Source organism: Neobacillus sp. Soil_C_43 (genome assembly GCF_057656715.1).
Map to the genome: position 1 here is coordinate 697,438 of NZ_JBDGJV010000001.1, position 14,966 is coordinate 712,403.

The 14,966-nt window shown below is 39.5% G+C and carries 13 protein-coding genes and 1 tRNA gene; all 14 read right to left on the reverse strand.

Going from position 1 to position 14,966, the window contains the following annotated elements; all coding sequences use genetic code 11:
• Positions 1–13: 13 nt before the first annotated feature.
• On the reverse strand, positions 14–595 hold the full coding sequence (gene yihA / locus AC3A54_RS03680) for a ribosome biogenesis GTP-binding protein YihA/YsxC (protein WP_335545761.1): 582 nt from the start codon (positions 593–595) through the stop codon (positions 14–16).
• On the reverse strand, positions 592–2,919 hold the full coding sequence (gene lon, locus AC3A54_RS03685) for an endopeptidase La (RefSeq protein ID WP_487653360.1): 2,328 nt from the start codon (positions 2,917–2,919) through the stop codon (positions 592–594). Before lon ends, yihA begins: the two co-directional genes overlap by 4 nt.
• Positions 2,920–3,172: 253 nt before the next feature.
• Complete coding sequence (gene lonB, locus AC3A54_RS03690; protein ID WP_487653361.1) at positions 3,173–4,840, reverse strand: ATP-dependent protease LonB; 1,668 nt, start codon at positions 4,838–4,840, stop codon at positions 3,173–3,175.
• A gap of 270 nt (positions 4,841–5,110) precedes the next feature.
• Positions 5,111–6,370, reverse strand: a complete 1,260-nt coding sequence (gene clpX, locus AC3A54_RS03695) for an ATP-dependent protease ATP-binding subunit ClpX (protein ID WP_308082980.1) — start codon at positions 6,368–6,370, stop codon at positions 5,111–5,113.
• Positions 6,371–6,808: 438 nt separating this feature from the next.
• Positions 6,809–8,086: a trigger factor gene (gene tig, locus AC3A54_RS03700; RefSeq protein ID WP_308082979.1), complete on the reverse strand. Its 1,278-nt coding sequence runs from the start codon at positions 8,084–8,086 to the stop codon at positions 6,809–6,811.
• Positions 8,087–8,253: 167 nt separating this feature from the next.
• Positions 8,254–9,279 carry a tetratricopeptide repeat protein gene (locus AC3A54_RS03705; RefSeq protein WP_487653362.1) on the reverse strand — a complete coding sequence of 342 codons (1,026 nt, stop codon included), beginning with the start codon at positions 9,277–9,279 and terminating at the stop codon, positions 8,254–8,256.
• Positions 9,280–9,398: 119 nt separating this feature from the next.
• Positions 9,399–9,475: transfer RNA gene (locus AC3A54_RS03710), tRNA-Arg, on the reverse strand.
• 165 nt (positions 9,476–9,640) lie between these two features.
• Positions 9,641–10,177 (reverse strand): hypothetical protein, encoded by a 537-nt coding sequence (locus tag AC3A54_RS03715; RefSeq protein ID WP_487653363.1) that lies wholly within the window; start codon positions 10,175–10,177, stop codon positions 9,641–9,643.
• 249 nt (positions 10,178–10,426) lie between these two features.
• Positions 10,427–10,945, reverse strand: coding sequence for a metallophosphoesterase family protein (locus AC3A54_RS03720; protein WP_487653364.1), 519 nt, complete (start codon positions 10,943–10,945; stop codon positions 10,427–10,429).
• Positions 10,942–11,553 carry an XTP/dITP diphosphatase gene (locus AC3A54_RS03725; protein ID WP_487653485.1) on the reverse strand — a complete coding sequence of 204 codons (612 nt, stop codon included), beginning with the start codon at positions 11,551–11,553 and terminating at the stop codon, positions 10,942–10,944. The genes AC3A54_RS03720 and AC3A54_RS03725 overlap by 4 nt, the downstream gene beginning before the upstream one ends.
• Positions 11,554–11,566: 13 nt before the next feature.
• A complete protein-coding gene (gene rph / locus AC3A54_RS03730) occupies positions 11,567–12,322 on the reverse strand; it encodes a ribonuclease PH (RefSeq protein ID WP_309860277.1) in 756 nt (251 codons plus the stop codon).
• A gap of 120 nt (positions 12,323–12,442) precedes the next feature.
• On the reverse strand, positions 12,443–13,489 hold the full coding sequence (locus tag AC3A54_RS03735) for a GerMN domain-containing protein (protein ID WP_487653365.1): 1,047 nt from the start codon (positions 13,487–13,489) through the stop codon (positions 12,443–12,445).
• A gap of 150 nt (positions 13,490–13,639) precedes the next feature.
• Positions 13,640–14,434 (reverse strand): glutamate racemase, encoded by a 795-nt coding sequence (gene racE / locus AC3A54_RS03740; RefSeq protein ID WP_487653366.1) that lies wholly within the window; start codon positions 14,432–14,434, stop codon positions 13,640–13,642.
• Positions 14,435–14,450: 16 nt separating this feature from the next.
• Entirely contained in the window at positions 14,451–14,900 is a 450-nt protein-coding gene (locus AC3A54_RS03745) for a MarR family winged helix-turn-helix transcriptional regulator (protein ID WP_308082974.1), read from the reverse strand.
• Positions 14,901–14,966 lie beyond the last annotated feature (66 nt).

Here is a 14,966-nt window from a genome sequence, read left to right on the forward strand (position 1 = left end):
TTCTATGTCTTACTTACATATAACTCTGTAGCAAGGACCATGCTTTGTCTTTTCCCTCTCCCGTTTCAGAGGAGAAGACAATCATGTGGTCATTTTGATCAAGGTCTAATGTTTCGCGTGTGACCTTTAGATGCTTTTGCCATTTTCCCTTTGGGATTTTATCTGCCTTGGTTGCGATAACAATGCACGGGATTTCATAGTGTTTTAAGAAATCATACATCATCACATCATCCGCTGTCGGCGGATGGCGTAAATCAACTATTAAGACGACTGCCCGTAATTGCTCACGAGTGGTAAAATATGTTTCAATCATCCTTCCCCATGCAGCCCTTTCTGACTTCGAAACCTTGGCATATCCATATCCAGGGACATCGACAAAATGAAGGATTTCATTAATCAGGTAAAAATTTAACGTTTGGGTTTTACCAGGCTTAGACGATATTCTCGCTAATCCTTTCCGGTTTAGCATCTTATTAATAAAAGATGACTTTCCTACGTTTGAACGCCCCGCAAGAGCAAATTCAGGCAAATCTGTTTCTGGATACTGTTCTGGCTTAACTGCACTGATGACAATGTCTGAACTTACTACCTTCATTTTGTATCACCTTCTAAAAGGGCATGTCTTAGAACTTCATCCACATGTGAGACTGGTAAAAATTCTAGTTCATTCCTTACACTTTCTGGAATATCATCAATATCTTTTATATTGTCCTTTGGGAGAATGACTTTCGTCAGACCAGCGCGGTGAGCACTTAGGGTTTTTTCCTTTAGACCACCAATTGGTAGAACTCTTCCTCTTAGTGTAATCTCACCCGTCATTCCAACCTCTCTGCGAATCGGTTTGCCAGTTAAAGCAGATACGAGTGCCGTTGCCATTGTAATTCCTGCAGAAGGTCCATCCTTCGGAACAGCTCCTTCGGGAACATGGATATGAATATCATATTTTTCATGGAAATCATCTTCGATGCCCAGTTCAGTCGCCTTTGAGCGAACATAACTAAATGCAGCTTGTGCAGATTCCTTCATCACATCGCCAAGCTTACCTGTTAGAACAAGCTTTCCTTTACCAGGTGATAGCGAAACCTCTATCTGCAGGGTGTCGCCTCCAACTGTCGTATAAGCCAACCCAGTCGCCACTCCTACTTGATCTTCTGTTTCAGCCATTCCATAGTGGAATCTTGGCTTCCCTAAAAATTCCTCTACATTCTTTTCAGTGATAATCACCCGCTTCTTTTCACCAGAAACGATGATTTTTGCTGTCTTCCTACAAATGGTCGCCATTTGACGCTCTAAGCTTCGAACGCCGGCTTCGCGAGTATAATAGCGAACCACTTTCAGTATCGCATCATCACGAACTTGAAGAATCCCCTTCGTTAAACCATTTTCTTTAATTTGTTTTGGTAGCAAATGGTCTCTACAAATGTGTACTTTTTCAAGCTCCGTGTAACCTGCAATCGTAATGATTTCCATTCTGTCTAATAGTGGCCCAGGAATGGTTGATAAATTATTAGCCGTTGCAATAAACATTACCTTTGATAAATCGTAGGTTTCTTCAATATAATGATCACTAAAATTATGGTTTTGTTCTGGGTCTAATACTTCTAGCATAGCTGAAGATGGATCTCCACGGAAATCATTAGACATTTTATCTATTTCATCAAGTAAAAAGACAGGGTTGATTGTTCCTGCTTTTTTCATTCCTTGAATAATGCGTCCAGGCATGGCTCCCACATACGTTCTTCTATGGCCGCGAATTTCAGATTCATCGCGTACCCCGCCAAGAGACACTCGAACAAAGTTGCGATTCAGTGATGACGCAATAGAGCGGGCAAGGCTTGTTTTCCCCACACCAGGAGGTCCTGCTAAGCAAAGAATAGGGCCTTTTAAGGAATTCGTCAGCTTCTGTACCGCCAAATATTCAAGTACCCGTTCCTTAACTTTTTCCAATCCGTAATGATCTTGATTTAATACCTTTTCAGCACGGAGAATATCAATATCATCCTCTGTCTTTTTCGACCAAGGAATCGTTATCAACCATTCGATATAATTTCGGATGACTGCACTTTCTGCCGAACTAGATGGCACTTTCTCATATCGATCTAATTCCTTAAGGGCCGCCTTTTTCGCATGCTCAGGCATTTCAGCCTGCTCAATTTTTTTCGTCAACTCCGCAATCTCACCCGTTTTGCCTTCTTTATCGCCTAATTCTTTTTGAATGGCCTTCATTTGCTCACGAAGATAATACTCTTTTTGCGTCCGTTCCATCGACCGTTTAACTCGTTGTCCAATTTTCTTTTCCAAATTAAGTACTTCTTTTTCATTATGAATCGTATCAATTACGCGATTTACACGGCTCTTTACATCAATTGTCTCAAGGATTTCTTGCTTTTCCTTTAGCTTGAGTGGTAAATGAGATGCGATGATATCCGCCATTCTACCAGGTTCTTCAATATCAGCGACAGAGGCATATGTTTCTGCAGAGATTTTTTTTGAGAGTTTTATGTATTGCTCAAAATAATCAAGCATTGTTCTCATCAGGGCTTGGTCTTCAACATCCTTAGTGTCAGGATCATCATACGTGACCACGCTTACCGAATAGTACTCTTCTTCCTCATAAAATGAAACAATTTCCGCTCGGTTTAAGCCTTCTACCAATACTCTAATGGTTCCGTTTGGCAGTTTTAGCATTTGCTTCACTTTTGTTAACGTACCAATTTTGTATATTTCCTCTTCTGATGGATCATCGATTGATACATCTTTTTGAGTTGTTAAAAAGATTAAGTGGTCATCTACCATTGCTTTTTCAAGTGCTTGCACAGATCTTTCACGCCCAACATCTAAATGCAGGACCATTGTCGGATAAACAAGCAATCCTCGAAGCGGCAGGAGGGGGACGATCAATTCGTTCTTTTCCGCCATATAATGCACCTCCACATGCAATCCTAGTTTTCCTACTACTACTAGCAGATTAGTCTTTGTACAATTCTAACGTATTTATAATATGGTGTCTATTTTTAGAGATTCGAGATCTCTTTTTCAATATAATTTATATTTTCCCCAAACGTAAGGAAATCTTCCCATGTTCATTTTGAATTTCTTTTAGAAAAATGGCAATAAAAAAACTCCGGTTTGATTTTTACAACAAACCGAAGTTCTATAATCTCTTTTTAAATTAAATTGATTCTTTCTTTGTTAGTTCAATCGAGGCTGGGATGGCTTCGTGTTTTCCGAAGGATTGGACTAAGGCAATCTCAAATACTTCATGTAAGTGGGTGACAGGAACGATGTTGATTCCGTCAATCTCATTCAAGATGGTTTGCTTATTTTCCTCTGGAATGATGACGGTTTTGGCTCCTGCCTTTCTTGCTGCCTTCACTTTAGGATAAACCCCGCCAATAGGCTTCACATTGCCATGAATACTAATCTCACCAGTCATAGCTACCGTGTTATCAATGGGAATTTTGTAAATGGCGGAATAAATTCCTGTTGCCATGGCGATTCCTGCAGAAGGTCCATCGATTGGGACCCCGCCAGGAAAATTAACGTGAATATCGTAGTCATTAGCGGGTACTCCCATCGAACGGAGAACCGTAATCACATTTTCGATCGAACCGCGTGCCATACTCTTCCGGCGAATGGATTTCCCTTGACCGCCAATACTTTCTTCTTCAACAATACCAGTTATGTTGATTGTTCCCTTGTCTTTTGCAGGGATGACCGTTACTTCAATCTCGAGCAAGGCACCAGAGTTTGGCCCATACACAGCTAATCCATTCACCAGACCCACATGTGAAATATCATTAATCTTTCTTTCCATCCTTGGAGTCATTTGACTGGAATGGATAACCCACTCAATATCTTCATCCTTGATATAATTACGGTCTTCTGTAATGGCAAGCCCAGCTGCAATTTGGATCATATTGACCGTTTCACGGCCATTTCTCGCATATGTAGATAAGGTATTCACACCTGTTTCAAAAATTTCTAGATTTACTTTTTCAGCCGCTTTCTTCGCTACTTCCACAATTTCCTCCTGATTTAAATCGCGGAAGAAAACCTCCATACAGCGGGAACGGATCGCCGGAGGAATTTCACTCGGAGTCCTAGTAGTCGCACCAATTAAGCGAAAATCGGCAGGAAGTCCATTTTTAAAAATATCATGAATATGCGTTGGTATTTGCGTATTTTCCTCATGATAATAGGCACTTTCCAGAAAGACCTTTCGATCCTCTAATACTTTTAGAAGTTTATTCATTTGGATTGGATGTAATTCGCCAATCTCATCAATAAAGAGTACTCCACCATGTGCATTTGTCACAGCACCTTGTTTTGGCTGCGGTATACCTGCCTGTCCCATTGCCCCTGCACCTTGATAAATAGGATCATGAACAGAACCAATTAAAGGGTCTGCAATTCCTCTTTCGTCAAACCGTGCTGTTGTGGCGTCTAATTCAATAAACACAGAGGATGCTTTAAATGGTGACTTTTGATTCTTTTTGGCCTCTTCTAGAACGAGGCGGGCAGCTGCTGTTTTACCAACTCCCGGTGGTCCATAAATAATTACATGCTGCGGATTTGGTCCACAAAGGGCCGCCTTTAATGATTTAATCCCATCTTCTTGGCCTACAATATCCTTAAAGCTTGTAGGGCGAACTTTTTCAGCTAATGGTTCAGTCAATGAAATGGATCTCATTTTACGAAGCTGCTCCATTTCTTTACGGGATTCCCGGTCAATGGACACTTTTTGCGTACGCTGATTCCTCAACAAATTCCAAAAATACAGCCCAATAATGATTCCGAAAAATAGCTGTATAAATAAGGCAATCCCCGTCCAACTCATACATTTCCCTCCTACTACATACTCACAATATATTAATAAGTATTTCCTGCTGGAAGGAGGAATAAACCACAAAAAAAAAGAAAAGCGGAAGCGCCTTGTTCAGCCCCGACAGGCAAATGTTCTTCTGCAAGAAAAGTCGCTCTTTGACTTTTATTGCAGAAGGTTATTTGACCCGAGGGGCTAGGCGCTGGATCTGGACAATTCTCGAAGTAGAATTTAATATCCCTTGTAATAGAAAAAGACCTGGCAGAGAGCCAGGTCTTTTAAAGTTTATGCGGATTTTTCTTCTGCAACAACCGTTCCATCTTCTAACACTAATTTCGGAACACTGTTTTCTAAGACAGTTTCCTTCGTAATAATACATTTAGTTATATCTTCGCGTGAAGGAAGATCAAACATGACATCAAGCATGATTCCTTCGATTATTGAACGAAGACCACGGGCACCCGTTTTTCGTTCAATTGCTTTCTTCGCGATTTCCTCTAATGCGCCATCTTCAAATTGCAGCTCTACATCATCGATTTCAAGCATTTTTTGATATTGTTTAACAAGCGCATTTTTTGGTTTTGTTAAAATTTCAATCAATGCTGTTTCATCTAATTGCTCAAGGCTAGCAATCACTGGAAGACGACCGATGAATTCTGGAATTAATCCAAAACGAAGTAAGTCTTCAGGCAATACTTTTGAAAGAAGCTCTTTTTGAGAAACATCTACCTGCTTCACATCTGATCCAAATCCAATTACCTTTTGGCCTAAACGGCGTTTAATAATTGGCTCGATTCCGTCAAATGCTCCACCGCAGATAAATAAAATATTTGTAGTATCAATTTGGATAAACTCCTGATGTGGATGCTTTCTTCCACCTTGTGGCGGAACACTTGCAACCGTACCTTCAAGAATTTTTAATAATGCCTGTTGCACACCCTCACCAGAAACATCACGTGTAATAGAAGGATTCTCTGATTTACGAGCGATTTTATCAATTTCATCAATATAGATGATTCCTTTTTCTGCTTTTTCCACATCATAATCAGCAGCTTGGATCAATTTTAATAAAATATTTTCTACGTCTTCCCCAACATATCCAGCCTCGGTTAAGGAAGTAGCATCAGCAATTGCAAATGGCACATTCAAGATTCGAGCCAATGTTTGTGCTAATAATGTTTTACCGCTACCAGTTGGTCCAATCATACAAATATTACTCTTTGAAAGCTCTACGTCATCAATTTTGCTGTTCGAATTGATTCGCTTATAGTGATTGTAAACCGCTACTGATAGAGATTTTTTCGCCTGGTCCTGGCCAATGACGTATTCCTTAAGAATTTCACAGATTTCCTTTGGCTTTGGAACGTCTTTAAATTCTACTTCTTCTTCCGTTCCAAGTTCTTCTTCCACGATTTCTGTGCAAAGCTCGATACATTCATCGCATATATAAACTCCAGGCCCGGCAACTAATTTACGAACTTGATCCTGTGTTTTTCCACAGAAGGAACACTTTAACTGTCCTTTTTCATCATTAAATTTAAACAATCCTTTCACCCCTTAAAACGTTGTTAGTACCCTATTTGAAGCAGTGATTTACACAAACAAAAGTCTATATTTTTCTAACTATTCAGGTGGTATGTATTTTGCATTGTAACACATGAAGTCAATGGACTGGAAATAAAACGCATTATGCAATTATGTTTTTTCTTTACTCTTTTTGTTTGTGTAAGTCGATGGAAAACTTATGTACTCATTAATCTTAACCATATTTTTTAAAATTAAGTCTTAAAACTGTTTGGAAATTAATTATTCGCCTTCGTTTACTCTATTTCCTGCCCATTGAAGGATAAAAATTATTCCCTGCTGAGGAACTTAACAGGATAATAAACAGGTTTCCCTGTCCTTATTATAATATGTAATGAGAAAAATGTATAAAACAAGGCACGATAAAAATCGCACCTTGTTTTTTTAAATGGTTAAAATTTATTTCTTGTTTTCAACAAGAAAATCAACAGCTTTTTTAAGTTTAAGGTCAGTTTTAATACCTTCAGAACCGCCAAGAGCTTGTTTAATCATATCAACTGTCATGTTGTACATACCAGCCATTTTTTCTAGTTCAGCTTCTACATCTTCGTCAGTTACTTCAAGGTTTTCAGCTTTAGCAATCGCTTCTAAAGTTAAGTTCACTTTTACGCGGGATTGTGCTTCTTCCTTCATTTGCTCACGTAATGCATTTTCGTCTTGACCAGAGAATTGGAAGTAAAGCTCAAGGTTCATACCTTGCATTTGTAAACGTTGTTCAAACTCTTGAAGCATGCGGTTTACTTCATTTGTAACCATAACTTCTGGAATTTCAACTTCAGCATTTTCAGCAGCTTTTTCAACTACAGTATCACGTAGGTGGTGCTCTGCTTCATGCTTTTTGCTATCTACTAAACGAGTGTTGATTTTTTCTTTAAGAGCATCTAATGTTTCAACTTCATCATCTACATCTTTAGCAAACTCGTCATCTAAAGCAGGAAGTTCTTTTCCTTTAATTTCGTGAACAGTCACTTTGAATACTGCAGGCTTACCAGCAAGCTCAGCAGCATGGTATTCTTCAGGGAATGTTACTTCTACATCTTTAGATTCACCAGCTTTTACTCCAACTAATTGCTCTTCAAAGCCAGGGATGAAAGATCCAGTACCTAATTCTAATGAGTGGTTTTCAGCTTTTCCACCTTCGAAAGCTTCGCCATCAACAAATCCTTCGAAATCGATAACAACTGTATCACCGTTTTCAGCAGTTCCTTCTTCTTTAACAACTAACTCAGCTTGACGTTCTTGAAGAGTTTTTAATTCGTTTGCAACGTCTTCATCCGTTACGTTAGCATCTAATTCTTCAACTTCAAGGCCTTTGTATTCGCCTAATTTCACTTCAGGCTTTACTGTAACAGTTGCCTTGAAGATAAGCTCTTTGCCTTTTTCCATTTGCTCGATATCGATTTCAGGACGATCAACTGGCTCGATTCCAGTTTCATCGATTGCCTTTCCATATGCTTCTGGAAGAATGAAATCTAATGCATCTTGATATAGTGCTTCTACGCCAAAGCGCTTTTCAAACATTCCACGAGGCATTTTACCTTTACGGAAGCCTGGAACGCTTACTGTTTTAACAACCTTTTGGAATGCTGCGTCTAGACCTTTTGTTACCTCTTCAGCACTTACTTCAACTGTAAGGACACCTTGGTTTCCTTCTAATTTTTCCCATTTTACTGTCATACCTTTTTCCCTCCAACAAATCTATTCTCATATCATTCGTAACGAATTGAGTCGGAAATTGTCTTGTCCATCAAGCCAATCTTCCATTTTTAAATGTAAAATATAGTTTTTTACACAATGCAACCCCTACATTATAACACAGGATTGTTTTCTTTCAACAGCGAAGCCTATATATTAGGATAAGAAATTTTCTCAATTTCCTCTATTTGAACCCTCGCCTGCTCAATTTCTTCTATTGGAATTTGATAATCACTTGATAGCCTCTCGACTTTTCCATCCATCCCCAAATAATTTTCAGCTACTAAATGAAAGGCTGCCGCCCAAGCATCTGGTTTTTCCGGTTGGAAATCAAATGGATAAGTGATAAAAAAGGTTCGTTCTACCATCCCGATGGTGTGTTCAAATAGTATAGGATCATTGCTCTCTAACTGGGCTTCTAGTAGTTCCTTTACCCTTTTCATTTTCGGATGAACCCTTACTTCAGGTAGGTTGACTGGGTGGAAGCTTTGTTCACTCGTAAATTTCTTTATCACAAATTCTCTATCAATTTCTTGCTCTTTTAAAAGAGTTAATAGCATTGTTTTAAGAAACGGATGCCCAGTTTCTACTTTTAAATAATCAGCAATTTCATTTATATAGGGGCGAATGTTTTTTTCCGCTAAGCCTGAAATAAGAAGTAGCTGCTCGTTTAAGTTATTGATTTTTAATAGATTAAGCTCTTTTGCATTGGCTTCCTCGGACACGTTTTTCTCTTCTGGTGCCTGACGATTTTCCGCCATCCTTCGGCTGAATTGAAGGATGGTTAAGAAGTGATCATGTTTTTCTGGCGGAATTTCCTTTTCTTCAAAGAGAGCCTCAATAGTAGAGACAATCTCATGGTATTCATGCAACTGAATCAACACAGTCAAATACAAATCAACTAACTGAAAATAGTCACCAATTCCCTTAAGCAGCATCTCCTTCGCAAGTACATTGGCGTTCTTGAAAGAGCCTGCTTCAAAATAAGCGAGCACTAGCCCAATTAATATATTATCGTTATCCGGGTCAAGTTCTTTAGCTTCTTCTAAAAGAGTTATGGCTTCTTTAAATTTTTTCTTTTCAAGGCTTTCCAACCCTTTATCTGTTAACCTTTTTTCTAGTCCGGGAAAGTAAATGATATTATCTTTTCTTTTGGCTTGTTCCCGTTTTTTCATAGTATACCGTCCTTCAGATTATTGTTGGACATTAGTGTAGCATAATTACTAAACAAAAAAAACTCACCAGTGCTGGTGAGTTATATGATTGGTATGTAGTTTTACATCTTACAAGAAAATGGCGTCCCAGGAGAGATTCGAACTCCCGACCGTACGCTTAGAAGGCGTATGCTCTATCCGGCTGAGCTACTGGGACATATTAATTGTTCTTTAAGACAAGATTTATTATATTATCCTACTATCCAAAAGTCAACACACTTCTTTTTATTTTTACAATAAGCTATTTTCGCAAGGATTGTTGTTATTTTATACTTTTGTTTTCCATTGAAGTCGCACATCTATTAACAAGGTTTCGCTGTTTTTACCAACTCTGTCCAAAGTTGCTCTGCCTTCTGACAATGTTCACCTGTTTTCTGCCAACTCTATCCAAAGTTGCACTGCCTTCTGACAATGTTTCCCTGTTTTCCACCAACTCTGTCCAAAGTTGCTCTGCCTTCTGACAGTGTTTCCCTGTTTTCCGCCAACTCTGTCCAAAGTTGCTCTGCCTTCTGACAATGTTTCCCTGTTTTCCGCCAACTCTGTCCAAAGTTGCTCTGCCTTCTGACAGTGTTTCCCTGTTTTCTGCCAACTCTGTCCAAAGTTGCTCTGCCTTCTGACAGTGTTTCCCTGTTTTCCGCCAACTCTGTCCAAAGTTGCTCTGCCTTCTGACAATGTTCACCTGTTTTCTGCCAACTCTGTCCAAAGTTGCCCTGCCTTCTGACAGTGTTTCCCTGTTTTCCCCCAACTCTGTCCAAAGTTGCTCTGCCTTCTGACAATGTTTCCCTGTTTTCTGCCAACTCTGTCCAAAGTTGCTCTGCTTTCTGACAATGTTCACCTGTTTTCTGCCAACTCTGTCCAAAGTTGCTCTGCCTTCTGACAATGTTCACCTGTTTTCTGCCAACTCTGTCCAAAGTTGCCCTGCCTTCTGACAATGTTCACCTGTTTTCTGCCAACTCTGTCCAAAGTTGCCCTGCCTTCTAACAGTGTTTCCCTGTTTTCCGCCAACTCAGTCCGAAAGTGCTTTAGAATCAGGAACCAAAATGTACAAAGAGCAACAAAGTTTAAAAAAAGAGCTTTTCAATAAAATAAATGGGGGAAAGGTTCCCCCTTATCTTCGTAGATTGAATTCACAAGCTAAATTTGTTAATTCCTGACCATTGACCTCGTAAACGGACATTTTCACTTTCTCATCCTTCAAATCCAGGATCACATAGGTTTTTTCCAACCGCTCACGAGGGAGGCGTATGCTTCCAGGATTTAAAAATAATGTTCCACCAATTTCTTCTGCACCTAATACATGGGAATGACCAAAACAGACGATGTCCGCATCCACTTCTTGTGCCTTGTATTTTAAACTCATCAATGAAGTTTTGACAGAGTATCGATGCCCATGTGTAACAAAAAATTTATGTCCAGCAGTCTCTAAGACCGTCTCTAACGGAAAGCCACCACCAAAATCACAATTTCCCATCACAGTTACATAGCCGGATATCGCCCGGTCATCAGGCATTAACTGTGAATCTCCGCAGTGAATCATAACATCTACGTCGCTTAAATGCCTTTCTCTAATGATTTCGAGCTCTTTAGTTAACCCGTGACTATCACTGACAATTAAAACCTTGCTCATGACTGTTCAGGGCTTTCTAATATAGAATCTAGCAATACATCGAGCTTTTTCAACGCATTTGCACGATGGCTGATTTTATTTTTCACATCAGCAGATAACTCGGCCATAGCAAGACCTTTCTCCGGCACATAAAACACCGGGTCATATCCAAACCCATTTACCCCTCTAGGTTCATTAAGTATACGACCTTCACAGGTGCCTGACACCATCATCGTTTTTTGACCTGGTACGGCAACAGCCAATGCACAGTAAAATCTGGCTGTCCTGGTTTCATCAGGGACATTTTTCAATTCAGCTAACACTTTTTCGGTATTGTTCTGATCATTCTTCGGTTCCCCTGCATAACGGGCAGAATAGATTCCCGGCCTTCCTTCAAGAGCATCAACAATTAAACCAGAATCATCACCAATGACCATTTTATTTAAGACTTTAGAGACTGCCTCGGCTTTTAAAATGGCGTTTTCTTCAAACGTAGTGCCGGTTTCTTCCACCTCTGGAATCTCTGGAAAATCTAGCAATGTTTTGACCTCAATACCTCTTGATGCAAAGATATGTTCAAATTCTCTGGCTTTCCCAGGGTTTTTAGTAGCAATAATAACTTCTTTCATCATGGTTCCCCTCTTATTTTTTTCTACGTGCTTCAATTTTCTTCGTAATGCTCTCACCCAAAGCAGCTTTTTGCTGTTCAAATAGCTCCATTAGCCCTTCCTGAGCCGCTGAAAGCAGTCCTTGAAGCTGTTCATAAGAGAACGTCGATTCCTCTCCCGTTCCCTGTAATTCTACAAATTCACCGGCTCCTGTCATGACAACATTCATATCGACCTCAGCTTTCGAATCTTCCGCGTAGTTTAAATCCAGCACAATTTGTTTATTTTGCAAGATTCCTACACTAGTTGCAGCTAAATAATCTGTAATTGGAAACTTTGAAAGTGACTTTTTCTCTGCCAGTTTGTTAAGAGCAATCGTCATCGCGACAAACGCACCAGTAATGGAGGCTGTACGTGTGCCTCCATCTGCTTGAATCACGTCACAATCTATCCAAACCGTTCTTTCTCCTAGAGCTGATAGATCTACAATCGCTCTCAGCGCACGGCCTATTAAGCGTTGAATCTCCATCGTACGGCCGGACACTTTTCCTTTTGATGATTCTCGAATGTTTCTAGTCTCTGTCGCTCTAGGAAGCATTGAGTACTCTGCGGTAATCCAGCCCTTTCCTTCCCCTCTCATAAAATGAGGGACTCTCTCTTCAATACTGGCTGTACAAATCACCTTTGTATTCCCAACAGAAATAAGGACAGAACCTTCAGGATGCATTAAATAATTGGTTTCAATATGTATTGGTCTTAGCTGTAATGGTTCTCTTCCATCCACTCGCACTTGTACTTCCTCCTTCATTTCGTAAAGCATTACTTCATGTTTATTATTCCAAATAAAGAAGAGGCGGCCTTCTAGCCAACCTCTTTCATTGTCACTATATAGTATAACAAAAAACTTTTTTTAAAAACTACCTGTGTTGACTTTTTCTGGTCGAGTTACTGGCTCAGTTAATTTTTTCCCTTTATCATTTTTTAACTCAGCTTTTCCTTTTACTTGAACAGCAACCTTCTCAACACCTGTTTGTTCCGTTAAGGAAAGAACCAGTGCATCTAGTAGATGTTGAGAGATGACCTTTTCTTCAAAGCTGCCATAAATATTCTCATTAAAGTTTAAGGTAACTTTTCCATCCTCGTATTTAGGAGCCTCAAGAAGCTTCACATCTGGCATAAATTCTGAAACAAGGTTTGATTTTTCACTAGGTCCTTTTATTAACTCATTCACCACTGCAACGATATTATTTGTCTCGCTCGCACTCACCCTGCGAGTAACTGGAACATAGTAGTAAGAGCCCTCTTCTCCACCAATATAATAGACGGTTACAGGCTTTGTATTCGTGATATCTACTACATCCGTTGTATCGTAGTTAATACCTGTTGCTCTTGAAAGATTTTCACTGATTGGTGTTCCATTTACAGGCATTTCCGTTAAGTCATGACCATTCATTTTAAGTTTGACTGATTTCACATTATCAAATTGAGTCAGTGTCCATGTTACGGACTGAAGAATTTTCATCTCATCCTTTGGCTGATAATTTTTAAATTCCTTCGAGAAATTGACTGTAGCGACACCTTCTTTATTAATATCAACAGAAAGCTCGGTATCCTCCGGTAGGACAGCTCTAAAATCATTAGGAAGCAGTTCGGAGACAGGTCCATTGGCCACTAGGTATTCTAATGCTTGTTTGGCTACGGAAGATGTTTTCGGCAAAGCTAAGGTCTGTGGTACCACATAGCCATTTTTATCAATTAAGTATAATTCTGTTTTTACGACATTTTCTGCATTTTCTTTTTTAGCTGCAGTTGTCTCTTTACTTGTCTTGTTTTGCACGACAGTTTTTGGTGGGTCGATTTTCTTTTGTGTTTCGGTCCCAAACAAGCCACAGCCAGAAAGTAGAACGGTTGAAGTAAGAACAGTTAAACCAATAATTTTTGCTTTATTATTAGACATCATAATTCCCCCCTAAGACAGTTTGTACTAACATGTATACGAGCCTTGTAAGAATTTAGACCGCCTTATGAAAGAAAAATAGAACTTTTCTATTAAAAAATTTTTTTACACAATAAAGAAGAGGCTGTCATTTTAGACAACCTCTTCTAATTAGAGTTTAATTTTATTAACAGGATTAATAGGCACTCCCAGCCATTGTGAAGCAATTTTCGAAAAAATCCTTCTTGATCCAGTCGTGTAAAACTCATGTTCAGGCTCTTCCTCACAGGTCTCTAGCAAACCATTATATTCGAGGATAGCACTGATTTCACGTGCCGTTTCATCACCAGAACTAATCACATTCACTTCAGTACCCATCGTCTTTTTAATGAGTGGTTCAAGTAATGGATAGTGCGTACAGCCTAAAATAAGCGTATCTAAGTTTTGCTGCAGCATGGGTTTTAACGACTCGTTCACAATTTTTTCAGCTATCGGGCCATCATATTCCCCACTCTCAACAAGCGGGACAAATTTCGGACACGCATGTCCCTTTACAAAAATCCGGCTATTCAGCGATTTCAACGCCTTTTCATATGCACCGCTCTTAACCGTTACTTCTGTACCAATCATTCCAACCCGATAATTCTTTGTTCGTTTAATTGCAGCACGTGCTCCTGGATTAATGACTCCGACTACAGGAATGGAAAGTTCCTTACGAATGTCTTCCAGAGCTGCAGCGGTTGCGGTATTACAAGCAATAACAAGCATTTTGATGTTTTTTTCTAATAAGAAACGGGTCATCTCCCATGTAAATCTCTTTACCTCTTTGGTTGTCCTTGGACCATAGGGGCAGCGTGCGGTATCACCTAAATAGATGATTTTTTCATTTGGAAGCTGCCTCATTACCTCTTTGGCAACGGTTAATCCTCCGACACCTGAATCAATGACACCTATTGGTTGCTTCAAACTTCTCGCCTCATTCTTAACGCATTTCTTGATGTAATTTCTTTAAACTCTGTTGAAGAAGAAGGATTTCTTCTGAAGTGAAATCAATTAAAATTTCCTCTAGATATACCTGACGTTTTTTAATCACCTCATCGATAATTCGCTTTCCTTCTTCTAATAAATGAATTCTAACCACGCGGCGGTCACTTGGGTCCTTTACTCGTTCCACAAGCAAATTCTTCTCCATGCGATCGACCAAATCCGTAGTTGTACTGCACGCCAAATACATTTTATTAGAAAGCTCACCGATGGTCATGTCACCGTCTTCAAAGAGCCATTGTAATGCAACAAATTGGGGCGGAGTAATTTTATAATTACCCAGCATTTCTCTTCCTTTTTGTTTGATAATACCGGAAATATACCTTAAATCCTTTTCAATGTTTGCTACTACGTCCCCATTCACCTTTTGTGAATTTTCGAGTTTCATCTATTTATACACTCCTATTAGTAGGCTTCTCCTCAAGACTTTTCATTAAAGCCCTTATGCCACGCT